Here is a 26,280-nt window from a genome sequence, read left to right as displayed (position 1 = left end):
TTCCGAAGGCGACGAGCGCGTCCACGAGCCCTGACGACGGACGGCCAGGACGGTAACGCTGACTCGGGCACGCCGCCGGGCCGTCGGGTGTCCTGGCTCGCCCCCAGATCAGCTCGCCCTGGTCCAGCACATCCTCGATGACCAGCGGAGACAGGCCGGAGAGAAGTAGGGGAAGGTCATCTTCGTTGGAATCGAGGTCCTGCATGTCCGAGATGGGCAATATGGTCTCGATGTCAGGCGGCGCGGCCGTCGGTGAAGAGGTAGGCGAGGACGGAGTCGGCCAGGACCGCGGAGCAGTCCGGTGACAGGCACAGCGCCCACGTCCCGCGGCGGAGGCGGGCGAAGCGCCCGACCTCCGTCCCGCCCGCGTCGAGGACGGAGTGCACGTCGCCGGTGTGGCCGCGCGTCCGGGGCATCTCGCCGAGGAGCCGCCCGTCCGGCGCCTCGACGCGGGGACGGTCCGACTGGAGCCCAAGGTGCGGGACGATCGCCTCGGGCCGCCCGTCCGCGTCGAGCATGAGGAGCTGGTCGGAGCGCCGCTCGACGGCGAACGCGATCTCCCCGCCGGGCCGCCGGGCGGACGCGAAGCGCCTCCGGTCGGCCCCTTCCGGAACCGGCACGTCCGGATCGCCGAACCGCACGCGGAGATGCTGCTCCCCGCCGGTCCGCACCGCCCCCTTGCGGTTCACCTCCAGCACCAGGAAGTGCTCGGGGGCGTCCAGCAGCCGCCGCGCGGTGTCCTTCACCTCCCTGTCGAAGCGCCACCTGAGCAGAAGGTAGAAGGGGACGGCCGCCGCCAGCACGGGCACCGGGAGGTACAGCGGGGCATCCGCCCAGAGGCTCCCGGCGTGGGCGTCCATCGGCCATGGTCCGAGCCGGGCGCCGACGGTCTCGCCGACGTCCTCGGGGCCGACGTGCGACACGGTCGTGGTGTGCCGTTCGCCGCCGGCGTCCGTCCAGGAGCCGTGGCATTCGTGGCCGTAGCGCGGCTGGCGCTCGCACCGGTCGATCCGCAGCGACACCCGCTCGCCGAACAGGTGCGTGCAGGTCGTCGCGGCGGGCGGCAGGAGCAGCGCGAGGCAGGCCGAGGCGAACAGCCGCCTCACGTGGCGGCGTTTACGGCCTCCTGTCATCGACATTTCTGTGCAGGTTCTTGCCGCGCTGTGTCATCTGTTCCGGCGTGGCTTTGCGATCCGCGCCGTCTCCGGGACTCATCTCGGTACCTCCTCCGCCGTCATGGGCTCGCCGATACCGCTCCGAGGCAGTGTAATGACGGTGCGCCCGGCTCCAAGGCGGGTCTTCGGGCCGGCCTCGGCTTATCGGGCGGTGGCACGGGTAGTGCTCCTGTGCCATCGTCAGGAACTGGCCGCCGCTTTCCCGGAGTGCTACTTCAGAGGACGAGCCGATGACCGAACCGGTCCCGCCGACGCGCAGGAATCGCGCGAGCCTCACCTACAAACTGCGATACGCCGCCAAGAACCCCGACAAGATCAGGCCGTACCTGGCGAGAACGGCGCGCGACCTGAAACTGCGCGTCACCAGCCGTGACCACGTCGCCTACTACCGGGCCGTCATGCGGGCGGACGCGGCCAAGAGCCCCGAGGCCGCCGTCGGGAGCCCGACCCGGGAGCGCTGGCTGAGGCTCGGCAAGATGCAGTTCGACTACCTGGTCAAACACGGGCTCAAGCCCGATGACCGGATGCTGGAGATCGGCTGCGGGAACCTGCGGGCCGGGTGGCGCTTCATCGACTACCTCGACAGCGGCAACTACTACGGCATCGACATCTCGCCCGACATCCTGCTCGCCGCGCAGGACACCCTCGTCCGCCAGGAGTTGGCCGGCAAACTGCCGCACCTGACGCTCGTCAACGACCTGACCTTGCGGTTCCTGCCGTCGGACCACTTCTCGGTCGTGCACGCGCACAGCGTTTTCAGCCACTCGCCGCTGAGCGTCATCGACGAATGCCTCGCCAATGTCGGCCGGGTCCTGGTCCCCGGCGGATTCTTCGACTTCACCTTCGACCGCACCGAAGGCGCCGAACACCACGTCCTGCGGGAGGATTTCTACTACCGCACCGAAACGCTGACGTCGCTCGCCGAGAGGCACGGATTCACCGCCCGCTTCATGGACGACTGGGAAGCACTCCCGCACGGGCAATCCAAGATCCGCGTCACCAACCCCGCCTGACGCCCCGGCACCGTTCCGGTGAATAACCGGAACCGCCATCGCCTGGGCATGGGCACAGTGTCGCCGCCCGAACCTTGACGGCGATCTCCGGTGATCAGAAGCTTTGGGCCCGGATGGTCACCACGAGGGGTTCGCTCCCATGCTGCGACGGCTCATCGCCTTCTTCTGCGCCCTGCTGCTATCCCTGTCGGTCGTGTCGCCCGCGCACGCGCACGGCCGCCGCCTCTCCCCGCGCCCCGTCGTGTTCGTGCACGGGTTCAGCGGCTCCGCCGGCCAGTTCGAGACGCAGGCGCGGCGCCTGGCGTCCAACGGCTACCCGGAGCAGTTCATCGAGGGCCACGAGTACGACTCGACGTTCACGGTCACGACCGTGGAACAGGTCTACGCGTCGCTGGACGGCCGCATCGCGCGCCTCCTCGACCGCACCGGCGCCGACCGGGTGGACCTGCTCGCCCACTCGCTCGGCACCGCGCTGATGCAGAGCTACCTGCGCAGCTCGCCCGCGCGGGCGGCGACCGTCGCGCACTACGTCAACCTCGACGGCGCCGTCGCGGACGCCCAGCCGGGCGGCGTGCCCACCCTGGCGGTGTGGGGCGAGGGCTCGACGGAGCGGCAGGTCGGCGGCGCCGCCAACGTGTACTTCTCCGACCAGTCCCACACCCAGGTCGTGACCTCGCCCGAGACCTTCGCGCGGTTCTTCGAGTTCTTCAACGGGCGGGCGCCTGCCACGAGCTGGATCGTCCCGCAGCCGAACATCTCCCTGTCGGGACGCGCGGTGCTCTTCCCGACCAACGTCGGCGCGGCCGGTGCGCGGCTGGAGATCTACCGGGTGAACCCGTACACCGGTTCGCGCCTCACCAGCCGCCCCCTCGCCGCCTACGACCTCACCGGGGACGGCTCGTGGGGTCCGTTCGAGGGCCGCGGCGACGCCCACTACGAGTTCGCGGTCGTGTGGGACGAGTCGTCCGTCCACCACCTGTACTTCCAGCCGTTCCGCCGCACCGACCGGCTCGTCCGGCTGCTGACCAGCCGTCCCGGCGAGGGGCTGTCGGGCCTCGTGGAGACCGGTGACGACCATGCCGCCCTCACCATCAGCCGGCAGAAGGAGTGGTGGGGCGACCAGGGGAGCGCGGGCGACGCCCTCTACATCGACGGGCGGCAGGTGCTGAACGCCGCCAACGCGCCGCGCACCAAGCGCGCCATCGGGATCTTCGCCTTCGACGCCGGGCGCGACCGCGTCACCGACCTCGGCGCGCCGATCCCGGCGTTCTTCGCCACGCCGTTCATGACCGGCATGGACGTCTTCGTCCCGGCCGGGGCGCGCCCGATCTCCCTCGTGTCGCAGCCCCGCGGCGGCAGCGGCCGCACCGACGCCCTCGCCGTGCCGGCCTGGCCGTCCAGCGGCCACCGGATCTCCGTCCAGTTCAACGACCACCCGAACTGACCACGCCGAGGTCGCCGTCGCGGCGCCGTGTCTCAGGCGTCGCGGCGGCGGAGTGCGGCGTGCCCGGCGAGGAGCGCGGCGGCAGCCCAGGCGGCGAGGATCAGCAGGCCGAGCACCGGCGGGTACGTGTCGGACTCGCCGCGCATGAAGGCGGCCCCGGCGACGGCGGGCATGAAGTCCGCGACGCGTTGGAACGCGGTGATGCCGCTCGCCTGCAGGCTGGCGGGCACCACCAGGACGACCAGGAAGATCACGATCAGCGTGCCGACCGCGCTGCGCAGCAGGGCGCCGGCGCTCACGGTGAAGACGCTGATCAGGGCAAGGTAGGCGCCGACGGCGAGGACGTCGCCGAGCCACGGGCCGAACTCGAACCCGCCCCAGCGGCCGAGGAGCGGCAGCGCCGCCAGCGACCCGGCCGCGGCGAGCACGGTACCGGCGGCGCCGCCGATGACGCCCGCGACCGCGGTCTTGGCCGCCAGCATCTCGCCCCTGCGCGGGATCCACTGGAGGGTCGCGCGGATCGCCCCGGTGGAGTACTCGCCCGTGATCAGCAGCATGGCCAGCCCGATCAGGACGAACTGGACGAGGTCCACCGCGCCGATGGCGATCGTCCCGACGGCGACCACGCCCTTGTCGTCCGACGGGTCGTCGTTCCCGTTGGCGTTGAGGGTGTAGATGGCCAGCTGGAGGCAGGCGAGCCCCATCAGGACGGCCGCCCCGAACAGGTTCCAGTAGGTGCTGCGGACCGTCCACGCCTTCGTCCACTCGGCCGCCACCGCACCCGGCAGCCGTCCTCCGGTCGCGGTGCGGGTCTCCGTCATGGCGGTCATCGGGCCTCCCCAGTGGACGCGGTGAACTCGGTGCTTCCGGCGGTCAGCTCCATGTAGGCCTGTTCGAGCGTGGCCTCCAGCGGGCTCAGCTCGTGCAGGAGGACGCCGAGCCGGTGGGCCGCCTCGCCGGCGGACTCCACGGTGGTGCCCGAGAGCAGCAGTTCCCCGGGCGAGACCTCGTCGGCGGTGACGCCCCGCCCCGCGAGGTGGGCGGCCAGTTCCCGCAGCGACTCCGGGTGCGGGCCGCGGACCCTGATGCGGCGCCGCGAGCTCCCGGCGAGGATCTCGGTGACCGGCGCGTCGGCGATGAGCCGGCCCTTCCCGATGACCACGAGCCGGTCCGCGGTGCGCTCCATCTCGCTCATCAGGTGGCTCGACACGAAGACCGTGCGTCCTTCGGCGGCCAGCGAGCGCATCAGCTCGCGCACCCAGCGGACGCCGTCGGGGTCGAGCCCGTTCACCGGCTCGTCGAACATCAGGACCGGCGGATCGCCGAGGAGCGCGCCGGCGATGCCGAGCCGCTGGCCCATGCCCAGCGAGTACGTCCCGGCCCGCTTGCCAGCGACGTCCGACAGCCCCACCATGCCGAGCACCTCCTCGACCCGCCGGCGGGGGATGCCGTTGCTGCGCGCCATGGCCAGCAGATGGTTCCGGCCGCCGCGGCCGGGGTGCACCGCCCGCGCGTCCAGCAGCGCGCCCGCCTCGCGCAGCGGGTGCCGGAACCGCGCGTACCGGCGGCCGGACACCAGCGCCGTGCCCGCGGTCGGCTCGTCCAGGCCGAGGATCATCCGCATGGTCGTGGACTTCCCGGCGCCGTTCGGGCCCAGGAAGCCGGTCACCAGGCCCGGTTCGATCGTCAGGGACAGGTCCGCCACGGCGGTCGTCCCGCCGTAGCGCTTGGTCAGGCCGGTCAAAGTGATCATGCGCTCTCCGCTCGTGGTCTCCCCGGAAAGCTAGGGAGCGGCGGCCGGCGCCCGCGATGGCCGATCGGCACCCGGCACCCCTGACTTTCGGCAGGCCGGCCCGGCCGGACGCTCAGGACGCGGGGCCGTTCCCGGTCTCCGGGTCGCCGTGCTCGCCGAGCCAGTAGGCGAGGCGCCCGCGGCGGCCCACCGCGCGCAGCCGGCGCTCGGTGGTCTCGCGGACGGCCTCCGCCGTGACGATGAGGACCTCGTCCCCCTCCATAAGGATGGTCGTGGGGCCGGGGACCAGAGCGGTGCCGTCGCGGACGATCAGGCTGACCACCGCGGCGCGCGGAAGGCGCAGCTCGGAGATCTCGACGCCGTGCAGCCGGGAGCCTTCCGGGACGGTGAGGGTGAGCAGTTCGGCGCCGAGCATGTCCAGCGGGGCGGCCTCGACCTGGACCTCGCGGGCCTGGCCCGGCTGGATCACGCCGAGCAGCCGCGCCGCGCCGGGCAGGCTCGGCCCCTGGACGAGGGTGAACACCACGACCAGCACGAACACGACGTGCAGCAGGTCCCGCGCCCCCTCGACGCCGGAGACGATGGGGAACGTGGCCAGCACGATCGGCACGGCGCCGCGCAGCCCCGCCCACGACAGGAACGCCTGCTCCCGCCAGGGAAAGCGGAAGCCCGGCAGGCACACCAGCACCGAGACCGGCCGCGCCACCAGCAGCAGGACCAGGCCCGCCACCACCGCCGGCACGACCGCGCCCGGCAGCCGGCTCGGATCGACCAGCAGGCCGAGCATGACGAACAGCCCGATCTGCCCCAGCCAGCCGGCGCCCTCGGCGAACGACCGGCTCGCGGCGCGGTGCGGCAGCCGGGAGTTCCCCAGCACCACGCCGGACAGGTAGGCGGAGATGATGGCGCTGGCGCCCGCCACCCCGGCCGCGGCGAACGCGAGGATGCCGAACCCGAACGTCGCCAGCGGGTACAGCCCGGTGGCGGGCAGCGCGATCCGCCGCAGCGCGACGACGCCGAGCCGGCCGATGACCAGGCCGAGGGCCGCGCCGACGCACAGCTGGAAGAACAGGTTGCCGACGACGTAACCGGCGCTCGGGAACGCGCCGGCGCTGCTGAACACCAGCACCAGGATGATCGTGGGCGCGTCGTTGAGTCCCGACTCGGCCTCCAGCAGGCCCCGGAGCTTGGCCGGCAGCGGCAGCGCCCGCAGGACGGCGAACGTCGCCGCCGCGTCCGTGGACGACACGATCGCGCCGAGCAGCAGCGCCAGCCGCCACTCCATGCCCAGCAGCCAGTGCACGCCGGCGGCGGTGACGAGCATCGAGACGGCCACGCCCACGGTCGCCAGCACCCCGGCCGGCGCGAGCAGCCGCCGCAGGCTGTTCCACGACGTGGACAGGCCGCCCTCGATGAGGATGAGGCCCAGCGCGGCGGTGCCGAGCGCCTGGGCGAGCTGGGCGTCGTCGAAGTGCAGGCCGATCCCGTCCTCGCCCATGATCAGGCCGACGGCCAGGAAGAACAGCAGGCTGGGCAGCCCCACCCCGTGCGCGACGCGGACCGCGGTGATGCTCGCCAGCAGGGCCGCGCCACCGATCAGCAGCACCAGGTAGAGGTGCTGCAGCGTCATCGCGTCCCCTCCCGTCGCCCGTGGCCCGTACCCGCATCCTCTCGCGGGCGGGAGAGGGCCGCCCGCACCGGGACCTGCGTTGTTGACCTTGGTCGCGCGGATCAGGTGTGACTTCCGGTGGATGGGTAGCCAGATAGCGGCGACTTTTCGGGGGCTGCGACAACCGGCTTTAGGGGGTTGACCGTCATGGCGGAGGATGCGCGCCTCGGCACGCTGACCACGCAGATTCCCGCGCGCATGGACCGCCTTCCGTGGTCGCGGTTCCACTGGATGATCGTCGTCGGGCTCGGCACGGTCTGGATCCTCGACGGGCTCGAGGTGACGATCGTCGGGTCCGTCGCCGCGCGGCTCACCGAGGAGGGCGCCGGGGTCGGCATGACCGCGGCCGACATCGGATACGCGGCGGCGATCTACGTTGCGGGCGCGTGTCTCGGCGCCTTGTTCTTCGGGCAGCTCACCGACCGGTTCGGCCGGAAGAAACTGTTCATCCTCACGCTGGTCGTCTACGTCGTCGCGACGGTGGCGACCGCGTTCGCGTTCGCGCCCTGGTACTTCTTCATCTGCCGGTTCGTCACCGGGATGGGCATCGGCGGCGAGTACGCGGCGATCAACTCGGCGATCGACGAGCTGATCCCCGCCCGCGCCCGCGGCCGGGTGGACATCATCATCAACGGCAGCTACTGGCTGGGCGCCGCGGCCGGCGCCCTCTCCGCGGTGGTCCTGCTCAACACCGACCTTCTCCCGATCGACCTCGGATGGCGGCTCGCGTTCGGCGCGGGCGGCGTGCTCGGCCTCGTCATCATGTTCGTCCGGCGGCACGTCCCGGAGAGTCCGCGCTGGATGTTCATCCACGGCCACGAGGAGGAGGCCGAACGGCTCGTCGACGGCATCGAGCGCCGGGTCCGCGAGGAGACCGGGCAGGAGTTGGAGGAGCCCGGCGAGAGCATCACGGTGCGGCAGCGCAAGGCCATCCCCTTCCGGCAGATCGCCGAGGTCGCGTTCAAGCGGTACCCGAAGCGGGCGATCCTCGGGTTCGCGCTGTTCGTCGGCCAGGCGTTCCTCTACAACGCGGTGACGTTCGACCTCGGCACGATCCTGAGCGGCGTGTTCGACGTGGCGTCCGGGACGGTGCCGTACTTCTTCGCCATGTTCGCGCTCGGCAACTTCCTGGGCCCGCTGCTGCTCGGCCGGCTGTTCGACACGGTCGGCCGCGTGCCGATGATCACCGGGACGTACTTCGCCGCGTCGGCCCTGACCATCCTGCTCGGCGTCCTGCTGGTGACCGGGTCGCTGACGACGTGGACGTTCATGGCGCTGATCGGCGTGACGTTCTTCTTCGCCTCGGCGGGGGCCAGCTCCGCCTATCTGACGGTCAGCGAGATCTTCCCCATGGAGACGCGGGCGCTGGCCATCGCGTTCTTCTACGCGATCGGCACGGCCACGGGCGGCATCACCGGCCCGCTCCTGTTCGGCAGGCTGATCGAGACGGGCGAGGGCAGCATCGTCGCGTACGGCTTCTTCCTCGGCGCCGCGATCATGGCGCTGGGCGGCCTCGCCGAACTGTTCTTCGGCGTCAAGGCCGAGCAGGCGTCGCTGGAGAACATCGCCAAGCCGCTCACCGCGCACGAGGCCGAGGAGGAGGCGGCGCTGGAGCCGGCGGGGGCCGAGCCGGCGGGGGCCGAGCCGGACGTGCGGCCGGAGCGCCGCGCCGCGCTGGAGGCCCGCCGCCACGCCGAGGAGCACCGGGCGCACGCGGCCGAGCACCGCGCCGTCATCCACGAGTTCGCCACGCGCGCGGACGCGGGGGACGAGGACGCCGCCGAGCGGCGGCGGGTCGAGGAGGTCCTCGCGCAGACCGCCGAGTGGGAGGCCGAGCGGCTCACCGAGGAGGCGGCCGCGCACGAGGAGCGGATCGCCGCCGAGGACGCCGGCACCGAGGGCGAGCGCCGCAGCGCGCTGGAGCGCGCCACCGCCGCCGAGGAGCGCGCCGGTGCGCTGCGGCAGCAGGTGGAGTCCCTCACCGCCGCGAACCAGCGGGACGCCGAGACCCACGCGGCGCTCGCGGAGGCCGCGGCCGAGCGGGCCCGCGCCCGCGAGCAGCGCGCGATGGCGGCGGAGGCGACGGCGCGGGCCGCGGAGCTGGAGGGCGTCGAGGCCGAGATCGCCCGCGGCCAGGCCGAGACGTTCGGCGAGTGGGAGAAGATGCACGCCGAGCTCGCGCTCGCCCATGTCGCGCGGGCCGAGCGGGACGCCGGCCGGGTCGAGCGGCACGAGCGCCAGGCCGACGTGCACCGGATGCGGGCCGAGTCCGCCGCCGACCGGGTGGAGGCCGCGCAGCACCGCTCGGCCGCCGCGTCCCTGGCCGCGGAGTCCGGTACGGCCGAGCAGGTGCGGCGGGAGCGGGAGGCGGCGGCGGAGCGGCGCCGCGCCGCCCGCGAGCGCGACGAGCGCATCCGCGAGCGCGTCCTGCGCCGTCAGCGCGAGCGGCGCGCCGGCTGGCGGCGGCTGCTGCCGGGTCCCGGTGAGACGTTCTACGCTCCCTGGATGCTGGGAATGGGCCGCACGACCGACTCCGACATCGCCATGGATCGCGAGGTCAACGCCATCGCGCAGGCCCTCAACGAGCACGGCCCGACCAGCCGCCAGCACCTGGCCGAGCTGGTCGGCGCGCGATACTGGGGGCCGGGCCGGTTCCGGGCCGCGCTGCGCGAGGCCGTCCACGAGGGACTCGCCCAGCCGCAGGCGCGCAACCGGTTCGCGCCGCCGCCCAAGCACACCGCCCCCGAGTCCGACGGGTCCGACCGATGATGCGCTGCCGACTGCTCGGCCACGACTACCGTTTCACCGCCGACGCCGAGACGATGCGCTGGGACTGCGTCCGGGAATGCGGGGCCGGCGGCAGCAAGACCTACCCCACCGCCGCCGACGCCCGGCGCTACGCCACCGCCTTCGACCGCAAGGACCGCGACGACCTGGGAAACCGCGCCCCCTTGATCGGCCTGTTCCCGCTGCGGATACTCCGCGCCATCCGCGGCCACAGACGCGCCTGAAGGCCGCGCACGGCGCCGTGCCGGGCGCCGTGCCGGCGGGCGCCGACTACGCCGGGGTCGAGCCCTGCGGATCGTCCTGGAGGTCACGTTGCGAGTCACCGGGCGGTTCGCTGGACCGCACCGGGCCGGAGTCCGTGCGGAACATCCGGAACAGGCCGCCCCGGTGGAGCAGGAACAGGGCCAGCAGGCCGAGCAGCGCCGACATGATCCATTCGCGGCTGCCGGACATCATGTAGACGTGTCCCGACCTGCCGATGTCGCGCGCCGTGACCTGATCGCCGGGACTCACTCCGGGGCCGTCTCCGTAGAGGCCGACGTCAACGCGTTGGCTCGTCCCGTCGTCGGACCGGAACCGGCCCTGCCAGCTGCAGGACGTGTGGCCGGGGTGACTGATGCAGCTCCGGGACTCGGCCGTGAAGACGCCGGGCGTCCCCGCCTCCGCGTCGGCGGCCCGCAGCGCCTGGGGCAGCTGCGTCAGCACCAGCCCCAGGATGAGGCCGCCGACGAGCATGACCATCACGTCGAAGGCGGCGGGACGGAACGTGGACCTCATACCCCGGCCCGCCTCATACCCCGACCTTCTGCTTCGGCTTCACCTCGACGGCGCAGAGGCACTCCATGATCGCGCGTTCGGCGGAGTTCGCCCGCCGGTGCAGGATCATGGCCACGATCATCGGCAGGGTGACGACCGCGTTGTAGAACAGGTGCAGTTCGACCCGGGGCACGAGCAGCTGGATGAAGCTGGTGGGCACGGGCTTCCCGGCCAGGTTGGAGTCGGTGAGGGCCTGGATCAGCAGCGCCAGGTGCTCGATGTGGTGCCAGAACTGGATGCCCAGCGCCAGCGCCCACCAGTTCCGGGACCGGCCGACGAAGCCGGGGAGCAGCAGGAAGAACCCGGCCAGCATGACGATGGCGTAGCCGTAGTGCATCCACTCCGACTCGACCAGCCAGGGGAACGGTATGCCGAGGACGCCGCGCGCCTCGGGCTTGGACCAGCCCAGCACCCAGATCTGGATCGCCTGCAGGATGTGCTCGGCCCAGTGGGCGACCACGATGATCATGAAGACCGTGACCGCGGTCTTGTGGCCTCGCGTGTTGAGCCAGGCCAAGCCGCCTCTCGCGGCGCTCACCTTGCTGGTCATCTGCCGTCCCTCCACCGTGGTGGGCGTACCGGGGATGCCCGACGGGAATTGTGCCGCCCGGACAATTAACTGGCAGGTTATAGAGCCTCGACCTCGGGTTTTCTTTTAGATTGCGCTAATTCCGGCCGCGTGTGACACGTGTAAAGAAGCGGGAGCGGGGTGCGTGGTACAGCATGGGCGCACAGACTCGTCGGCTGGGGGTTGTGCACATGGAAACGGCCGTTTACTCCGCCAGATGGCTAGCGGTCCGCCGGGCCGTCGGCGCGGTCGGTGACCGGTTCGCCGACCTGCTGCTCGCGGTGCCGCCGCACGCGATGGCCACCGCCGACTGGACGGTCGCCGACACCGCGGCGCACGTGGTCGCGATCTCGGAGTCCTACGCCGCGATGCTGGACCCGGCCGGGCCGGCGCCGCCCATCTCCGCGCTGCACGACATGATGGGGGACGTCACCGTCGACACGGTGGCGGACCTGAACGAGGTGGGGCTGCGCGACCTCGCCGAACGCGATCCGCGTGCGCTGGCGGACCGGCTGCGCGCGGACATCGCCGCGATGCTGCGGGCGACCGACGGCACCGATCCGGGGCGTCCGATCGACTGGCTGGGCGGCTCCCGGGTCCCGGCGGCCGGAGTCCTCGCCCACCTGGTCAACGAGATGCAGATCCACGGGCGGGACATCGCCCGCGCCACCGGCGCGCGGTGGGAGGTCTCCGCCGCCGACGCCGCGCTGTTCTTCGAACTGTTCCTGCTGGGGGTGACCAGGTACGGGTACGGCCGTCTGCTGGATTGGGACCGGCTGGAACGCAGGGGCCGGATCGCGGTCGAGTTCCGGTCCCGGCATACCGAGCCTGCCGTAATGGTCCTTACGGACGGGCTGGTCACGGTTGAAAAGCCAGGACCAAACGTCGATGTGAAGCTTCATTTCGACCCGGTCGCGCTCAACCTCGTGCTCTTCGGGCGGCTGAGCAGGACGCGCGCCGCGCTCACCGGCCGGATCATGGTGTGGGGGCGTCGTCCCTGGTTGCTGCCCGCCTTTCTGCGGAAGGTGCGGCTTCCCAGCTGACACTGGCATCCTCGGTGCCCGCGGTGATCATTGCGTGAACCGCCGAATCCGCACCGTCGTCATTCGTGCGAACAATTGTGTGAGCGTCGCCGTCATAGGCGTCGGGGATTTACGTCAGCTTCATGGGCCACCTAGAATGGTCGGCAGTCAGGGAGGCACCTCCACCCTGCCAGCGCGCCGACCAGGTCGGGAGGCGGTGCAACTGAAGGGGTGGAGTGGTGGCGAGAACGGACGATGGCGTGGTGACCGCGCGGCATTCGATTGCCGAGCGGATCGAGGCGGAGCGTTCCACGATCCTTGCCGAATACCTGCGCGCCCTCCGCGCGGAGGGCAGTTCCATCGTCAACGACCCGCTGGCGACCAGGCAGGCGCTGGCCCACGCCGACCAGGCCATCACCGACGTCGTCCGGAGCGTCCGCGCGGGCCGCGTCCAGGTGAACGAGAACGCCCAGCTGCTGGCCCGGAACATCGGCGAGGCCCGGGCGGCCAAGGCCACGCCCGCGCGGGAGTCGTGGCAGGCCGCCATGATCCTCATGGAGACCGTCGTGCGCTCGGCCGCGCGGCATCTGGAGAGCGGCCCGCTGGACACCTACGCGGTCGTCCTGCTGGCGCTGACCAGGAGCATCACCGTGGGGATCCGGGAGGCCACCGGCGCGTACATGAGCTACCTGCTCTCCCGGATCCACGAGGCGCACATCGGCGAGCGGCGCCGCATCGCCCGGGAGCTGCACGACCGGGTCGGCAACGGGCTGGGCGTGGCGCACCGGCAGCTGGAGCTGTTCGGCGACGTGGCGGAACGCGTGCCCGTCGCGGCGACGAACCGGCTGGAGCGGGCGCAGGAGGCGGTGGTGGAGGCCATGGAGAACCTGCGCGGTCTCATGCTCGACCTCCGCCTGGACAACCCGCAGAGCCTGGAGAAGGCGCTGACCGCCTACATCGAGTCGATCCCCAAGGGCGACGGGACGCTCACCCTGCGCGTGACGGGCGACGAGACCTGGCTGCCCGACATCGTCCGCGACGAGTCCTTCCTGATCATCCGGGAGGCGATCCGGAACGCGCTCGCGCACGGCGAGCCGGACCTGGTCCTGATCAACGTCTACATCTCGCCGGACGAGCTGCGGGCCGTGGTCAAGGACGACGGCATCGGCTTCGAGCCCACCGAGCAGGGCCGGTCGGACGGCACCGGCCTGGCGTCGATGACCGAACGCGCCGCCCTCCTGGACGGGTCGCTCACCGTGCTCTCCGAGCGCGGGAAGGGCACCCAGGTCGAGCTGCTCGCGCGGTTCCCGCCCGAGCGCCGCGAGGACCCGGTGACCTGAGCGGTCCGCGCCTGCCCGGCAGAGTGGTTGAAGAACATACTATCGAGTCCACTGTGCGGCATCCCACGACATCGCGGGAGGTATTGCGCAACTTGCAAGTAATCACGAGGATAGGCACGTATCCGAGGGGATCATTTCGGCGGACCTGATCGTCTTGGCGAAAACGAGGGCGGGGCTGTGATGAGATCTTCGGCTCGGCGAGCGTGATGGTGCGGCAGCACAAGCCGATCACGATCGTAATTGTGGACGACCATGCCCTGCTGCGCGAAGGTCTGCGGGAGATCCTCGACGCCGAGGAGAACTTCCGGGTCGTGGGTGAGGCGGGGGACAGCGCCGGCGCGGTGGCCATGATCGCCGAGCGGCGCCCGGACGTGGTCCTGCTCGACGTCGAGATCCCGGGCGAGGACGTCACCGTCACCGTGCGGCGGATCCGCGAGAGGTCGCCGAACACCAAGGTCATCATCCTGAGCATGTACGACGGGCCGCGGCTGCTGCGCAGCCTGCTCGCCGCCGACATCAGCGGCTACCTGCTGAAGAGCGTGCGCCGCCAGGAGCTGCTGGCCGCGGTGCGCAGCGCGCACTCCGGGGACGGCCGGGTGGTGCTGGCGGTCTCCCAGGAGAGCCTGGCCCAGGCCCAGCAGCCGGCGGCCGACCTGCTGTCGCCGCGCGAGCTGGAGGTGCTGGAGCTGACCGCGCAGGCGCTGAGCAACACCCAGATCGCCTCCCGGCTGAACCTCACCGAGGCCACCGTCAAACGGCATCTGCGCAACATCTTCGGCAAGCTCGACGCGGTGTCGCGGATCGACGCGGTCAACAAGGCCGTCGCCGCGTCGCTGATCACCGTGCGGGACCTCCCGCCGATGCCGCGCAGGCTGCGCCTCGAACGGAACGAGGACCGTTAGCCGGCATTGAGCCGCGGCGCGTCCGGTGCAATCGAATGCGCGCGACGCGCCTCGAATTAGGCGCCGAGAAGTCCGCCATTTCTTCGGAATCGCCATGGCCGATGTCGCGGCGGGGCCGCGGCGGCAGCACGCAATCCTGGAGATGTGCTCCCTGGTGGGGGGCTGCGAGGCTGCTTCGAGGAAGCCGGGTGAGCGCCCGGGGCGGGCTGAGAATCAGGAGCAATTCCATGGGTGAGGAAGCCGTCACCTCCGCGCCTTCGGCAGTGCGGGAGCATATCGCCAAAATCTGGAACGAGCTGCTCGACGTGCAGCCCGGCCAGGAGACGGCCTCGTTCTTTCAGCTGAAGGGCCAGTCGATCACCGCCGTGCAGATCGTCACCCGGATCGAGGAGGAGCTCGACATCTGGGTCGACGTGGGCGAGCTGTTCGAGGACCCGGACCTCGACACCTTCGCGAGCGCGATCGTGGCGCGGCTGGACACCGCCGCGTGATGACCGGCGACGCGCGCAGGCGCGGCCTCGCACGTGTCGGGCCGGACGCCGGGCTCGACGACGTGCTCGGCGTTCTGGAGGCCGACGGCGCGGTCATCATCGAGGACTTCGTCAACGACACCGTCCTCGGCCCTCTCTGGGAGGACCTCGGGGACGCGCTGGCGGAGAGCGGCTACGGGGGCGACGCCACCAGCGGAACCCGCACCCGCCGGGTCTCCTCGCTGTTCGCCCGCACCACCGAGCTGACCCCGGTCGTCACCCACCCGCTCTTCCTCGGCGCGGCCCGCGCGATCATGCAGCGGCCGGTGCCGATCTGGATGGGGCGGGAACGGGTGACGGTCACCCCCAACATCCAGATCAGCGTCACGCAGGCGATCCAGATCCATCCCGGGCAGGGCAGGCAGCCGCTGCACCGCGACGACGCGCTCCACCTGCGCCGCCACCCCGGGCCGACGAGCAGGGTCCAGGTGATGCTCGCGCTGAGCGAGTTCACCGAGCTCAACGGCGGCACGCTCGTCATCCCGGGCAGCCATCACTGGGACGACGAGCGGCCGCCCTCCTACCGGGAGTGCGTGCCGACGGAGATGGCGGCGGGATCGGCCCTGGTCTTCCTCGGCGGCGTCTACCACGGCGGCGGCGCCAACCGGGACGCCGAGCCGCGCACCGGGCTGACGATCGGCCTGGACCTGGCCAACCTGCGCCAGGAGGAGAACCAGTACCTCGCGGTCCCGAAGATCGCGGCGATGGCCTACCCGGAGGAGGTGCGGCGGCTGCTCGGCTACGACTCCTGCCCGCCGGACCTGGGCTGGGTGGAGATGCGCAACCCCTACACCGTCCTCGAGCACGCGGACGTCGATCCGCCGCTTCTCGGGAGCATGTGACATGGGCGGCGTCCCGTCCGCTAGCGGGACGGTCCACGAGCGGGTGCGCGCGTGGGCGGTCCGCGCCCCCGACGCGGCAGCGGTCTCCTGGGCCGGCGAGTCGGTCTCCTATGGTGCGCTGGTCGAGCGGGCGGACCGCGTCAGGGACGAGCTGGGCGCGGTGGGCGGGCGCGCCGTGGCCGTGCGGCTGGCCCCCGGGCCGCGCCAGGCGGCGGCCGTGCTCGGCGCGCTGTCGGCCGGTGCCCACGTGGTCTGCTTCGGGCCTGGCGACCAGGGGGAGCGCGGCAGGACGGTGCTCGCCGAACTGCGCCCGCGCGTCCTGATCCGCGACGGCGACCGGGAGGCGGCGGACGAACTGGCCGGCTGGTACCGCGCCGAACTGGGCGGCCGCCTCCTCGACATGGCCGAGTCATCCGACGAGACGGGATCGGCTCCGGTCGCCGCCGGCCCCGCCAAGGGGGCGGTGTCCGGACTGGAGGCGCGCGCTTACGTCGCCTACACCTCCGGGTCCTCGGGCGTGCCGAAGGGGATTCCGCAATCGCATGCGGCGCTCGCGCAGTTCGTCGAATGGCTGGGCGGGCATCTGGGGCTGGGGCCCGGCGCTCGTGTGGCGCAGTGGGCCGCCCCCGGATACGACGCGAGCCTGTGCGAGCTGTTCGCCGCGCTCACCACGGGTGCGACGGTGTGCCCGGTGCCGGAGCGGATCCGGGCGCACCCCGAGAAGCTCGCCGGTTGGCTCGAGGCCGAGGGCGTCACGGTGTTCCAGACGGTGCCCAGCTTCGCGCGGGCACTGCTCAAGGTCCTCGCCGACGGGCGCGCCCGGAACCTGGGAAGGCTGACCGACATTCTCCTGGCCGGGGAACCCCTGCCCGGGGAACTCGCGGGCGGGCTGCGCGCCGCGCTGCCCGCCGCCCGGCTGACCAATCTGTACGGACCGACCGAAACGATCTTGGCGACCTGGCATCCGGTCACCGGCCCGGTGGACGGCACCGTGCCGATCGGCCGCGCCATCCCCGGCCGCCGCGTGCTCGTCCTGGACCAGGACGACCGGCCGTGCCCGCCGGGCGCGGAGGGGCAGATCGTCCTGCACAGCCCCTACGTGACGCCCGGTTACGTGGGGGCCGCCGCCGGCCACCGCGACCCGTTCCGCCCGCCCGTCCCCGCGCCGCCCGGCGACCCCGGGTGGGACGGCGGCCGGTGGTACCGGACGGGTGACCTCGGCCGCCTGCGCCCCGACGGCACCCTGGAGTTCGCCGGGCGCGCGGACGAGCAGATCAAGTTCCTCGGCATCCGGCTGGAACTGACCGACATCGAGATGGCGCTGGAGGCGCTGGACTCGGTGCGGCAGTGCGCCGTGGTGCCCCAGACGGATCCCGATGGGCTGGTCACCGGCCTGGTCGCGTACATCGTGCCGGTGCACGAACCCGCGCGTCCGGCCACCTGGCGGGCCCAGCTCCGGCGGCGCTTCGGCGCCGCCATGCCGCCGGTGTCCTTCGAGACCGTGCCCCGGCTTCCGCGGAACGCCGGCGGCAAGGTGGACCGGCACCGGCTCCGAACGCTCAACATGTCCTCGGTGGGGTGAGCAGGGTGACTGCACAGCAAACGACCACGATCACGGCGACGGTGCCGCTCGACGGCGAGACCCTGGAGATCGGCGGCCTGCGGCGCGTCGCCGAGGACCGGGCGCCGGTCGAGATCGCGCCGGGCGCGCTCGAGAAGATCACCGCGTGCCGGCGGCAGTTCGAGGAGGTGGCCCGGCAGAACATCCCCGTGTACGGCGTGACCACGGGTTACGGCGAGATGGTCTACATGCTCGTGGACACCTCCAAGGAGGTCGAGCTGCAGACCAACCTCGTGCGCAGCCACAGCGCCGGGGTGGGGCCGCTGTTCGCCGAGGACGAGGCGCGCGCCATCGTGACCGCCCGGCTGAACGCCTTCGCCCGCGGCTACTCGGCCGTGCGGCCGGAGGTCGCCGAGCGCCTGGCGCTCTACCTGAACCGCGGCATCGTCCCGGCCATCCCGGAGATCGGCTCCCTCGGCGCCAGCGGGGACCTCGCCCCGCTGTCGCACATCGCCTCCACCGTCATCGGCGAGGGCTACGTGCTGCGCGACGGGAAGGGCGTCCCGACCGGGGAGGTGCTGCGCGAGCACGGCATCGAGCCGCTGGAGCTGCGGTTCAAGGAGGGGCTGTCGCTCATCAACGGCACCTCGGCGATGACCGGGGTGGGCTCGCTGGTGGTGGGCCGGGCCTTCGAGCAGGTGCGGCAGGCGGAGATCATCACCGCGCTGATCATGGAGACGCTGGAGGCGTCCACCAGCCCGTTCCAGGCGGAGGGGCACGAGCTGGCGCGCCCGCACCGCGGGCAGATCGACTCGGCGGCCAACCTGCGCGCGCTGGTGGCGGGCAGCGGGCTCATGGTCGAGCACGAGGACCTGCGCCGGCAGGCCGCCGCGAACGGCGGCAACGGCAACGGCGTCCGGCGCACGGAGGTCTACCTGCAGAAGGCGTACAGCCTGCGGGCCATCCCGCAGGTGCTGGGCGGCGTGCGGGACACGCTGCTGCGGGCGGCCGAGACGCTGGAGATCGAGCTGAACTCGGCCAACGACAACCCGCTGTTCTTCGAGGGCAAGGAGATCTTCCACGGCGCCAACTTCCACGGCCAGCCGGTCGCGTTCGTGATGGACTACACCGCGATCGCGCTCACCCAGCTGGGCGTGCTGTCCGAGCGCCGCACCAACCGGCTGCTGAACCGGTATCTGAGCGGCGGGCTGCCGGAGTTCCTGGTCGCCGGGGACACCGGGCTGAACAGCGGGTTCGCCGGCGCGCAGTATCCGGCGACGGCGCTGGTGGCCGAGAACCGGACGATCGGCCCGGCGAGCATCCAGAGCGTCCCGTCCAACGGCGACAACCAGGACGTGGTCAGCATGGGCCTCATCGCGGCCCGCAACGCGCGCCGCGTCCTGGCCAACAACCAGGTCATCCTGGCCGTGGAGCTGCTGGCCGCGGTGCAGGCGGTGGACCTGTCCGGCCGCCGCGACCTGCTCGGCCCGGCCGCGCGGGCCGCCTACGACCACGTGCGGTCGCTGGTGCCCACGCTCGACGGCGACCGCTACATGGCCGACGAGATCGAGCTGGTGGCCGCGGAACTGGCCGCCGGACGCCTGCTCACGACGATCGAGCAGTGCGGTGTCGAGCTGCGCTGAGCGGACCGCGCCGTCCGGAGGGGAGTGCTCATGCGCGTGATGATCTGCGTGTTCCCGGTGCCCGCCCACCTCATGCCGCTGGTGCCGTTCGCGTGGGCGCTGCAGAGCGCGGGCCATGACGTGTGCGTCGCCTCCCCTCCGGGCTATCCCTCCGGGGTCGCCGTCCCGGACTTCGCCAGGGTGGTCAACGCGGCCGGGCTCACGGCGGTGCCGTGCGGCGAGCCCGCGCCGCTGTCGATCCACGACATGGCCTATCCGGGGTACGCCGACCTCCTCCCCACCAGGGAGGAGAGCGAGTCCTACGTGGACGCGCTGGGCATCCGCGACAAGAAGGACCGGGATGCCTGGGACGCCTTCTACCACTTCGCCCTGCTGACCATCCGGGACTACCATCCGCCGGAACCCCGCCCGGACATCGGCGCCCTGGTCGAGTTCGCCCGGAGCTGGGAGCCGGACCTGGTGCTCTGGGAACCGTGGTTCCCCGCCGGGGCGATCGCGGCGGGGGTCGCGGGCGCGGCGCACGCACGGATCCTGATCTCCCCCGACTCCACCGCCTGGGCGCACGAGCGGTGCGTCGCGGCCGGCCGGACGAGCCTGCTCGCCGAGGCCATGCGGCCGCTGGCCGAGCGGTACGGCCTGGCGGTCGACGACGAGCTGCTCTTCGGCGACTGGACGGTGGACCCGAACCTGCCGGGGCTGCGGCTGCCCACCGCGGTGCCGACCGTTCCGGCCAGGTTCGTCCCGTACACGGGCGCCGCCGTCCGGCAGGAGTGGCTGGACACGCCGCCGGAACGGCCGCGTGTGGCGGTCTCCCTCGGCTCCTCGGGACGCGAGTTCCTCAAGGGCGACTGGGGCCGCACCGCCAAGCTGATGGAGGCGGTCGCCGATCTCGACATCGAGGTCGTCGCGACGCTGAACGCCAACCAGCTCGAGGACGTGCCCGACGGGGTCCCGGCCAACGTCCGCGTCGTCGAGTACGTGCCGCTCGACCAGCTGCTGCCGTCCTGCGCGGCGACCATCAACCACGGCAGCTACGGCACCTTCATGGCCTCGGTGGCCAAGCGGGTGCCGCAGCTCATCTGCGACACCGACGAGCCAGCCCGGTTGTACGGCACCGCGACCGACGCGGGCATCGACTGGGAGTTCCAATGCGAGAAGGCCCAGTACGCGTCGACCACCTCGGCCTACGTGACCGAGTGCGGCGCCGGGGTGCGGCTGAACCACCAGGTGCAGTCGCCCTCGGAGATCCGCGAGCTGCTCGGCGCCGTGCTGGAGGAGACCTCGTACCGCGAGGGCGCGAGGTCCCTGCACGAAGAGTGGCTGACGCTGCCCAGCCCCGCCGGGATCGTCCCGCGGCTGGAGGAGCTCACCGCGCTGCACCGCGCGGGGAAGGCGAGGAACTGATGCAGTACGGGCAGGCGCACGCCGAGGTGTACGACCTCGTCTTCACCGCGCGGGGCAAGGACTTCCGGGCCGAGTCGGAACGGCTGGCCCAGCTGATCCGGGCGAGGATGCCCGGGGCGTCCTCGCTGCTCGACGTCGCCTGCGGCACCGGGGCGCACCTCGAGGTCCTCGCCGAGCACTTCGAGCACGTGGAAGGGGTCGAGCTGGCCCCGGGCATGCGGGAGGTCGCCTGCCGCAGGCTGCCCGGACGCACGATCCACGGCGCCGACATGCGCACCTTCGACCTGCGGCTCGCCTTCGACGCCGTCATCTGCGTCGGCAACTCGGTCGCCTGCCTGGACTCGGCCGAGGAGCTGAACCGGGCGGTGGAGCGGATGGCGGCGCACCTGGTGCGGGGCGGTGTGCTGGTGGTCGAGCCGTGGTTCTTCTCCGGCGACTTCCTCGACGGATGGGTCGACGGCAGCGTCCACAAGGAGGACGGACGGGTCGTCACGCAGCTGACCCGGGCGGCCAAGGACGGCGACAAGGTCCGGATGCAGGCCCGGTTCGTGGTGGCCGACCGGGACGGCTTCCACGAGTTCGACGAGACCCTGACCGCCCGGCCCTTCGCCCGCGACGAGTACACCGCCGCGCTGGAGAACGCCGGGCTCAAGCCCGAGTTCGTCCGCGGCTTCACCCTCGCGGACGGCCGCCCGCTCGCCCCGGGCCTGTTCATCGGAACCCGCCGCTAGCAGCGGGCGGCCCGACGGCGAGGGGCCCACGGCGACTGCCGTGGGCCCCTCCCCGTGCCGCCCGCGGGCCGGCGGGCGGGTGGCGGTCAGGAGGCGTTGATCTCCTGCTCGTCGATGCCGAAGGCGGCCCTGGTCACCTCGCGGTTGCCGATGCCGGCCAGCATGATGGCGATCCCCGCGTGGGTGCGCATCGTGGACATGTCACGCCAGATCCGCTCGATCCGCGCGCCCTGCCGCGCCGCGCTGGAACCCGCGGTGGGGAACAGGTACGACTCCACCGCGCGCCAGCACAGCGTGATCACCTCCCGGCAGACCAGCGCGATGCGCCACTCGGTCTCCTTGGTGAAGTTCTCCGGGCCGCGCGCCCCCAGCTCCTGCCACTGCCGGACGACGCCCATGATGGCGGCCTCCGCGGTCTCCACGAGCGCGACGGCCTGCCCGTACCAGCCCTGGTAGTCGGTGTTCTCGGCGCGGCCGACGATCGGCGGGAACAGGGTGGTGCGCGTCCGCATCAGCTCGTCGTAGGCGTCCAGCGCCCCCCGGGCCATGCCCACCGCGACGACGGCGCTCTCGAACACCATGAAGCTGAGCTGCCCGCTGCCGTACATGGGATTGCGGTGCAGGTCGAGCCCCGGCGTCCCCTCGGTGACGGTCACCATGCCGTGGTGGGTGGGCAGGGTGTAGTGGTCGGGGATGAACGCGCCCTCCATCGTGATGCTGTGCGAGCCGCTGCCGCGCAGCCCCAGGGAGTCGCCCCAGTCGTCCAGCCGGTGCCACCGGTCGCGCGGGACCACGAACAGCATGGGCTCGGGCTCGTCCCGGCCCTCCCGCACCACCAGGGTGTGGCCGAGGAAGTGCGTCGCGTAGGGCGCCCCGGAGCAGTAGCCCCAGGTGCCGTCGACCACCCACCCGCCCGCGGTGCGCTCCGGGGTGCCGCTCGGCACGACCGTGCCGGGGCAGAAGAACTCGCCGGACGCGAAGAGCTCGCGCTGCGCCGGCTCGGGGAAGAGCGTCGCGACCGGAATCGCGTGGGCCGCCGCCAGGCAGAACATCCAGCCGGTCGAAGGGCAGCCGCGGGCCAGCGCCATCGACACCCGGAAAAACGTGTCGATTCCCATTTCCAGCCCGCCGTAGCGGCGCGGAACCAGAATTCGGTAGAAACCGGCCCGCTGGAATTCCTCGTGCATCTCCGGGGCGTAGAAAGTGCGCTTCTCGGTCTGCGCCTGCTGCTCGACCAGGGCCGGGATCAGCGCCTCGGCCCGCGCGACGAGCTGGTCCGGGGTGGGGTCGGCCGCGGGGGGCGACGGAAGATCCGACTCGGTGGCACTCGCCGCTATCGCCATCGTGGCGCCCTTCGTCTCGGTTGGGTGAGGTGCCCGGTGCGCGCCCGGCGGGGCGCGGACCGGGCCGATCGCCTTTTGTGAAACTATCGCCGAGCCGCCGGCGCGGGTTCTCCGAGAGTGCCGATATGGCGTCGGCCGCGCATTCTCGGAGATGTGCGGTAATTGCCGGTGCGAAAAGATCGGACCGACTCTTATAGGAGGTCCGGTATGACCAGTGTCGTCGATCCTGGCGCCGCGGGCACCGACACGGCGCCCACCGCCCCCCTGTCCTGCAACCAGAAGTTCATCTGCATGTTCGACCGCGGCGACGACCAGGGCCCCTTCGGTCCGATGTACGGCGTCAACTACGCCTACCGGATCAGCGGGGAGATCGACCTGGGCGTGCTGCGGGAGGCGCTGCGGGACGTGGTGGAGCGGCACGAGTCGCTGCGCTGCGAGATCGTGCGCGGCATCGAGCAGCCCTACCAGCGGTTCCTGCCGGCCGGTGCGCCGCGGCTGGTCATCCGCGATCTGCCCGGCGGCAGCCCGGCGGACCGCGACCGCCAGGTGGAGGACCTGCTCTGCGAGATCGAGGCGGAGCCCTTCAGCATCCGCGAGATGCCGCAGCTGCGCGCGGTCCTCGGACGCTTCGACGAGCTGGACGGCGTGCTGGTCCTGGTCGCCCACCACACGGCGGCGGACGGCTGGTCCATGCAGCTGATCATGCGCGACCTCGTCCACCTGTACGCCGCCCGCCGCGGCCACGACGTGCCGGCCCTCCCGGAGGCGCCGCAGTACCGCGAGTACGTGGCCTGGGAGGAGGCGAACGACGACAGCCCCGCCATGCGGCGCAACCGCGAGTTCTGGCGCGCGAAGTACCGCGACGCGGAGGCCGTCCCGATCCGCACCGACCACCCGCGTTCGGCCGGGCTGCCCAAGGCGACCGCCTGGCACCGCTTCCTCATCGAGAAGGAGCCGGCCGCCGTCTCGCTGGACCTCGCGCGGGAGATGCGGGCCACGCCGTTCATGGTCTTCCTGTCGGCGTACCACGTCCTGATGAGCCGCCTCACCGAGGTGACCGACCTGGCCGTCCTCACGCTCACGGCGGGACGGAGCCAGCAGAAGTTCCACGACACGGTCGGCAACTTCTACAACTTCCTGCCGGTCCGTACGGACATCACCGGATGCGAGACCTTCCGCGAGGTGGTGGAGCGCACCCGGAAGGGCTGCCTGGAGTCCTTCACGCACGAGATGTCCTTCCACGACATCATGGGGCAGGTGCCGCACCTGATGGCGCCGCTGGCCGCCGACGACCTGCTGGTGCCCGCCTTCCAGGTGCTCGGCTCCGAGCACGCGCCCGAGACCGAGCAGGTCGGCGACCTGCGGTTCGCCGAGGTGCGGCGGCGGCTGCGCTCCCAGGACGAGGGCATCGACGTGCCCGAGGGCGCGCTGTGGACGCTGGACGTGCTGCCCTCCAAGGAGATCGTCGGCAGCCTCGGGTTCAACAGCAACCGGTGGACGGCCGACACGATGCGCGCTCAGGTCGCGGTATTCATCGGCATTCTGGAGAAGGGCTCGGCGGCGCCGGACGCCCCGCTGGCGGAGATCGCCTGACCGATCGGAACGATCGTTAATGATCATGTGAAAAGGCGCGAGAAATCCGTCCGATGCGCTATCGCTTCGATAGGGTCGCATCGGACGGAATGGTCGGGAGGCGATCGCTCCCGTCCCGTGAATGGGGAGGACGGCGCATGGGCTCGGTGAAGTCGAAGGACGGCACCCTGATCGCCTACGAGCGGCTCGGCAGCGGGCCGCCGGTGATCCTGGTGGGCGGCGGGGGCGGCGTCGACCGCTCCGAGAACGCGCCGCTGGCGCGGGAGCTGGCGAAGAGCCTCACCGTCTTCAACTACGACCGGCGCGGCCGGGGCGAGAGCGGCGACACCCTGCCGTACGCCCTGGAACGCGAGTTCGACGACCTGGCCGCGCTGATCGAGGAGGCGGGCGGGTCCGCGCACCTGTACGGGGTGTCCTCCGGCGGCGCCCTGGCGCTGGAGGCGGTCCTGGCGGGCCTGCCCGTCGACCGGGTCGGCGTCTACGAGGTGCCCTACGACGTCCACGAGGGCGCCCCGGACCGGCATCGCCAGTACACCGAGGAGCTGCACCGGCTGCTCGGCGAGGACCGGCGCGGCGATGCCTTCGAGCTGTTCATGCGGCTCGCCGGGTCGTCCGACGACGACGTGGCGGCGGCCCGCGGCTCGGAGTTCTGGCCGCAGTGCGAGGCGGTGGCCCACACGCTGGCCTACGACAACGCCGCCATGGGCGACGGCGCCCTGCCGGCGGAGCGGCTCGCCGCGATCCGGCAGCCGGTGCTGGTGGCCACGGGAGGCTCGCTCGACCCGCACATGGCCGCCCTGGGGTCGTTCTTCGACGACGCCGCGGACGCGCTGGCCGAAGCCATCCCCGACACCGAGCGCGTGGTCATCCCGCACCAGGGCCACGTGGCCGACGCGGAGGCGGTCGCCCCGGTCCTCGTACCCTTCCTCACCGCGTCCTGACCGGGGCGCGGCCCGGTTCCCGAAATTCGGCAATTTTGCGGTAATCCCTCGGAATGGGGAATGCATAGCCTGGTCTCATGGACGAACGATCAGGCCGCAACGCCGCAGCCGATGACCCGGAGCGGACGGGGAGCACCCCGCCGCGGACGGCGACGATTCCGCGATTCCGCCCGGTGGTCGGCCGCTTCCTGGATTACCGCCCGGCCGCGGAGCCGGAAGCGCGCGGCGCCCTGGTCAAGCTGTCCCAGAACGAATCGCCCTACGGCCCGCTGCCGTCGGTCGAGAAGGCGCTGGCCGCCGGGCTGCGCGGGATCAACCGCTACCCCGACAACCACGCCGTGCCGCTCGTCGAGGCGCTCGCCGGGCGCCTGCGGGTACCGGACGAGAGCGTCGTCGTCGGCGCCGGCGCGGTGGGCGTCATCCAGATGCTGCTGCAGGCCGTGGCCGAGCCCGGCGCCGAGATCATGTACGCCTGGCGGTCGTTCGAGGCGTACCCGCTGCTGGTGTCCCTGGCGGGCATGGCGAACGTCCAGGTGCCGCTGCGCGAGGAGCGGCACGACCTGGCGGCGATGGCCGACGCGGTGACCGAGCGGACGCGGCTGGTCTTCGTGTGCAACCCGAACAACCCCACCGGCACGGTGGTGTCGCAGGCCGAGCTGACCGCGTTCCTCGACCGGGTGCCCTCCACCTGCCTGGTGGTGCTGGACGAGGCGTACCAGGAGTACGTGCGCGACCCCGAGGCCGCGGACGGCCTGGCCCTGTGGCGCGACCACCCCAACCTGGTGGCGGTGCGGACCTTCTCCAAGGCGTACGGGCTCGCGGGCCTGCGCGTCGGCTACCTGGTCGGCCACCCGGCGGTGGCCGAGGCGGTCCGCAAGCACACCGTCCCGTACAGCGTGAACGGCGTCGCGCAGGCGGCGGCCTTGGCGTCGCTGGCGGCCGAGGACGAGTTGCTGGAGCGGGTCGAGACCACGGTCAAGGAGCGCGCGCGGGTCGCCGGCGCGCTGCTGGAGCAGGGCTGGGACGTTCCGGGGAGCGAGGGCAACTTCGTCTGGCTGCGGCTGGGGGAGCGCACCGCCGACTTCGCGGACGCCTGCGCGTCCGAAGGGGTGTGCCTGCGGCCGTTCGCGGGCACCGGGGTCCGGGTCTCGATCGGGTGCCCCGAGGAGAACGACGCCTTCATCGCGGTCGCGGCGGACTACG

The 26,280-nt window shown here is 72.1% G+C and carries 23 protein-coding genes; 16 read left to right on the top strand and 7 right to left on the bottom strand.

Annotated features, from left to right (window positions below; translation table 11 throughout):
- Positions 1–233 precede the first annotated feature (233 nt).
- Positions 234–1,106 carry a hypothetical protein gene (locus tag IEZ03_RS27435; RefSeq protein ID WP_184879760.1) on the bottom strand — a complete coding sequence of 291 codons (873 nt, stop codon included), beginning with the start codon at positions 1,104–1,106 and terminating at the stop codon, positions 234–236.
- A 299-nt stretch (positions 1,107–1,405) separates the two neighbouring features.
- On the opposite strand from IEZ03_RS27435, the gene IEZ03_RS27430 reads away from it, so the two are divergent.
- Both IEZ03_RS27430 and IEZ03_RS27425 read left to right on the top strand, forming a co-directional pair.
- A complete protein-coding gene (locus IEZ03_RS27430) occupies positions 1,406–2,188 on the top strand; it encodes a class I SAM-dependent methyltransferase (protein WP_184879762.1) in 783 nt (260 codons plus the stop codon).
- 139 nt (positions 2,189–2,327) lie between these two features.
- Positions 2,328–3,632 (top strand): alpha/beta hydrolase, encoded by a 1,305-nt coding sequence (locus tag IEZ03_RS27425; protein ID WP_184879764.1) that lies wholly within the window; start codon positions 2,328–2,330, stop codon positions 3,630–3,632.
- Positions 3,633–3,664: 32 nt separating this feature from the next.
- On the opposite strand, the gene IEZ03_RS27420 is transcribed toward IEZ03_RS27425, so the two are convergent.
- The 3 genes from IEZ03_RS27420 to IEZ03_RS27410 form a co-directional block, all read right to left on the bottom strand.
- Positions 3,665–4,462, bottom strand: a complete 798-nt coding sequence (locus tag IEZ03_RS27420) for an ABC transporter permease (RefSeq protein WP_184879765.1) — start codon at positions 4,460–4,462, stop codon at positions 3,665–3,667.
- Entirely contained in the window at positions 4,459–5,385 is a 927-nt protein-coding gene (locus IEZ03_RS27415) for an ABC transporter ATP-binding protein (protein ID WP_184879767.1), read from the bottom strand. Before IEZ03_RS27415 ends, IEZ03_RS27420 begins: the two co-directional genes overlap by 4 nt.
- Positions 5,386–5,497: 112 nt before the next feature.
- Positions 5,498–7,015, bottom strand: a complete 1,518-nt coding sequence (locus IEZ03_RS27410) for a potassium/proton antiporter (protein WP_184879770.1) — start codon at positions 7,013–7,015, stop codon at positions 5,498–5,500.
- 186 nt (positions 7,016–7,201) lie between these two features.
- Here IEZ03_RS27410 and IEZ03_RS38205 point away from each other — a divergent pair, with 186 nt between their 5' ends.
- Together IEZ03_RS38205 and IEZ03_RS27400 are read left to right on the top strand one after the other, a co-directional pair.
- Entirely contained in the window at positions 7,202–9,823 is a 2,622-nt protein-coding gene (locus IEZ03_RS38205; RefSeq protein WP_229808615.1) for an MFS transporter, read from the top strand.
- Positions 9,820–10,065, top strand: coding sequence for a hypothetical protein (locus tag IEZ03_RS27400; RefSeq protein WP_184879772.1), 246 nt, complete (start codon positions 9,820–9,822; stop codon positions 10,063–10,065). The genes IEZ03_RS38205 and IEZ03_RS27400 overlap by 4 nt, the downstream gene beginning before the upstream one ends.
- 46 nt (positions 10,066–10,111) lie before the next feature.
- Here the strand turns inward: IEZ03_RS27400 and IEZ03_RS27395 are convergent, their stop codons facing one another.
- Both IEZ03_RS27395 and IEZ03_RS27390 read right to left on the bottom strand, forming a co-directional pair.
- On the bottom strand, positions 10,112–10,618 hold the full coding sequence (locus IEZ03_RS27395) for a hypothetical protein (RefSeq protein ID WP_184879774.1): 507 nt from the start codon (positions 10,616–10,618) through the stop codon (positions 10,112–10,114).
- Positions 10,619–10,631: 13 nt separating this feature from the next.
- Entirely contained in the window at positions 10,632–11,207 is a 576-nt protein-coding gene (locus IEZ03_RS27390; RefSeq protein ID WP_184879776.1) for a hypothetical protein, read from the bottom strand.
- 209 nt (positions 11,208–11,416) lie between these two features.
- Between IEZ03_RS27390 and IEZ03_RS27385 the strand changes: the two genes are divergently transcribed.
- The 9 genes from IEZ03_RS27385 (at position 11,417) to IEZ03_RS27345 (ending at position 21,200) form a co-directional block, all read left to right on the top strand.
- Positions 11,417–12,268, top strand: a complete 852-nt coding sequence (locus IEZ03_RS27385) for a maleylpyruvate isomerase family mycothiol-dependent enzyme (RefSeq protein ID WP_184879778.1) — start codon at positions 11,417–11,419, stop codon at positions 12,266–12,268.
- A 242-nt stretch (positions 12,269–12,510) separates the two neighbouring features.
- Positions 12,511–13,587 carry a sensor histidine kinase gene (locus tag IEZ03_RS27380; protein ID WP_184879780.1) on the top strand — a complete coding sequence of 359 codons (1,077 nt, stop codon included), beginning with the start codon at positions 12,511–12,513 and terminating at the stop codon, positions 13,585–13,587.
- A gap of 242 nt (positions 13,588–13,829) precedes the next feature.
- Positions 13,830–14,489 (top strand): response regulator, encoded by a 660-nt coding sequence (locus tag IEZ03_RS27375; RefSeq protein WP_229808614.1) that lies wholly within the window; start codon positions 13,830–13,832, stop codon positions 14,487–14,489.
- A gap of 227 nt (positions 14,490–14,716) precedes the next feature.
- Positions 14,717–14,980, top strand: coding sequence for a phosphopantetheine-binding protein (locus IEZ03_RS27370; protein WP_132042960.1), 264 nt, complete (start codon positions 14,717–14,719; stop codon positions 14,978–14,980).
- On the top strand, positions 14,980–15,861 hold the full coding sequence (locus IEZ03_RS27365; RefSeq protein ID WP_184879782.1) for a phytanoyl-CoA dioxygenase family protein: 882 nt from the start codon (positions 14,980–14,982) through the stop codon (positions 15,859–15,861). The genes IEZ03_RS27370 and IEZ03_RS27365 overlap by 1 nt, the downstream gene beginning before the upstream one ends.
- A gap of 1 nt (position 15,862) precedes the next feature.
- Positions 15,863–17,443 (top strand): amino acid adenylation domain-containing protein, encoded by a 1,581-nt coding sequence (locus tag IEZ03_RS27360; protein ID WP_184879784.1) that lies wholly within the window; start codon positions 15,863–15,865, stop codon positions 17,441–17,443.
- Positions 17,444–17,448: 5 nt separating this feature from the next.
- Entirely contained in the window at positions 17,449–19,065 is a 1,617-nt protein-coding gene (cmdF, locus tag IEZ03_RS27355) for a tyrosine 2,3-aminomutase (protein ID WP_184879787.1), read from the top strand.
- A gap of 30 nt (positions 19,066–19,095) precedes the next feature.
- Positions 19,096–20,469, top strand: coding sequence for a nucleotide disphospho-sugar-binding domain-containing protein (locus IEZ03_RS27350; RefSeq protein WP_184879789.1), 1,374 nt, complete (start codon positions 19,096–19,098; stop codon positions 20,467–20,469).
- Entirely contained in the window at positions 20,469–21,200 is a 732-nt protein-coding gene (locus tag IEZ03_RS27345; protein WP_184879790.1) for a class I SAM-dependent DNA methyltransferase, read from the top strand. The genes IEZ03_RS27350 and IEZ03_RS27345 overlap by 1 nt, the downstream gene beginning before the upstream one ends.
- 86 nt (positions 21,201–21,286) lie before the next feature.
- Here the strand turns inward: IEZ03_RS27345 and IEZ03_RS27340 are convergent, their stop codons facing one another.
- On the bottom strand, positions 21,287–22,543 hold the full coding sequence (locus IEZ03_RS27340; RefSeq protein ID WP_132042972.1) for an acyl-CoA dehydrogenase family protein: 1,257 nt from the start codon (positions 22,541–22,543) through the stop codon (positions 21,287–21,289).
- Between the two features lie 207 nt (positions 22,544–22,750).
- On the opposite strand from IEZ03_RS27340, the gene IEZ03_RS27335 reads away from it, so the two are divergent.
- From IEZ03_RS27335 to hisC, 3 genes are all read left to right on the top strand, one after another.
- A complete protein-coding gene (locus tag IEZ03_RS27335; protein ID WP_184879792.1) occupies positions 22,751–24,136 on the top strand; it encodes a condensation domain-containing protein in 1,386 nt (461 codons plus the stop codon).
- Between the two features lie 137 nt (positions 24,137–24,273).
- Positions 24,274–25,077: an alpha/beta fold hydrolase gene (locus IEZ03_RS27330; protein ID WP_184879794.1), complete on the top strand. Its 804-nt coding sequence runs from the start codon at positions 24,274–24,276 to the stop codon at positions 25,075–25,077.
- Positions 25,078–25,154: 77 nt separating this feature from the next.
- The coding region (hisC, locus tag IEZ03_RS27325) for a histidinol-phosphate transaminase (RefSeq protein WP_189241242.1) at positions 25,155–26,280 on the top strand (1,126 nt) is incomplete at its 3' end.

Source organism: Actinomadura livida (assembly GCF_014648675.1).
Taxonomy (GTDB): Bacteria; Actinomycetota; Actinomycetes; order Streptosporangiales; family Streptosporangiaceae; genus Spirillospora; species Spirillospora livida.
Note: the sequence above shows the minus strand (reverse complement) of the source record. Positions and strands in the feature narration are given on the sequence as shown.

What these genes read in the sequence shown, in the direction of transcription:
- IEZ03_RS27390 (WP_184879776.1), bottom strand. Translation starts at nt 11,207, where the DNA reads ATGACCAGCAAGGTGAGCGCCGCGAGAGGCGGCTTGGCCTGGCTCAAC.
- IEZ03_RS38205 (WP_229808615.1), top strand. Translation starts at nt 7,202, where the DNA reads ATGGCGGAGGATGCGCGCCTCGGCACGCTGACCACGCAGATTCCCGCG.
- IEZ03_RS27425 (WP_184879764.1), top strand. Translation starts at nt 2,328, where the DNA reads ATGCTGCGACGGCTCATCGCCTTCTTCTGCGCCCTGCTGCTATCCCTG.
- IEZ03_RS27365 (WP_184879782.1), top strand. Translation starts at nt 14,980, where the DNA reads ATGACCGGCGACGCGCGCAGGCGCGGCCTCGCACGTGTCGGGCCGGAC.
- IEZ03_RS27385 (WP_184879778.1), top strand. Translation starts at nt 11,417, where the DNA reads ATGGAAACGGCCGTTTACTCCGCCAGATGGCTAGCGGTCCGCCGGGCC.
- IEZ03_RS27340 (WP_132042972.1), bottom strand. Translation starts at nt 22,543, where the DNA reads ATGGCGATAGCGGCGAGTGCCACCGAGTCGGATCTTCCGTCGCCCCCC.
- IEZ03_RS27400 (WP_184879772.1), top strand. Translation starts at nt 9,820, where the DNA reads ATGATGCGCTGCCGACTGCTCGGCCACGACTACCGTTTCACCGCCGAC.
- IEZ03_RS27335 (WP_184879792.1), top strand. Translation starts at nt 22,751, where the DNA reads ATGACCAGTGTCGTCGATCCTGGCGCCGCGGGCACCGACACGGCGCCC.
- IEZ03_RS27345 (WP_184879790.1), top strand. Translation starts at nt 20,469, where the DNA reads ATGCAGTACGGGCAGGCGCACGCCGAGGTGTACGACCTCGTCTTCACC.
- IEZ03_RS27430 (WP_184879762.1), top strand. Translation starts at nt 1,406, where the DNA reads ATGACCGAACCGGTCCCGCCGACGCGCAGGAATCGCGCGAGCCTCACC.
- IEZ03_RS27420 (WP_184879765.1), bottom strand. Translation starts at nt 4,462, where the DNA reads ATGACCGCCATGACGGAGACCCGCACCGCGACCGGAGGACGGCTGCCG.
- IEZ03_RS27360 (WP_184879784.1), top strand. Translation starts at nt 15,863, where the DNA reads ATGGGCGGCGTCCCGTCCGCTAGCGGGACGGTCCACGAGCGGGTGCGC.
- IEZ03_RS27350 (WP_184879789.1), top strand. Translation starts at nt 19,096, where the DNA reads ATGCGCGTGATGATCTGCGTGTTCCCGGTGCCCGCCCACCTCATGCCG.
- IEZ03_RS27395 (WP_184879774.1), bottom strand. Translation starts at nt 10,618, where the DNA reads ATGAGGTCCACGTTCCGTCCCGCCGCCTTCGACGTGATGGTCATGCTC.
- IEZ03_RS27330 (WP_184879794.1), top strand. Translation starts at nt 24,274, where the DNA reads ATGGGCTCGGTGAAGTCGAAGGACGGCACCCTGATCGCCTACGAGCGG.
- IEZ03_RS27410 (WP_184879770.1), bottom strand. Translation starts at nt 7,015, where the DNA reads ATGACGCTGCAGCACCTCTACCTGGTGCTGCTGATCGGTGGCGCGGCC.
- IEZ03_RS27370 (WP_132042960.1), top strand. Translation starts at nt 14,717, where the DNA reads ATGGGTGAGGAAGCCGTCACCTCCGCGCCTTCGGCAGTGCGGGAGCAT.
- IEZ03_RS27415 (WP_184879767.1), bottom strand. Translation starts at nt 5,385, where the DNA reads ATGATCACTTTGACCGGCCTGACCAAGCGCTACGGCGGGACGACCGCC.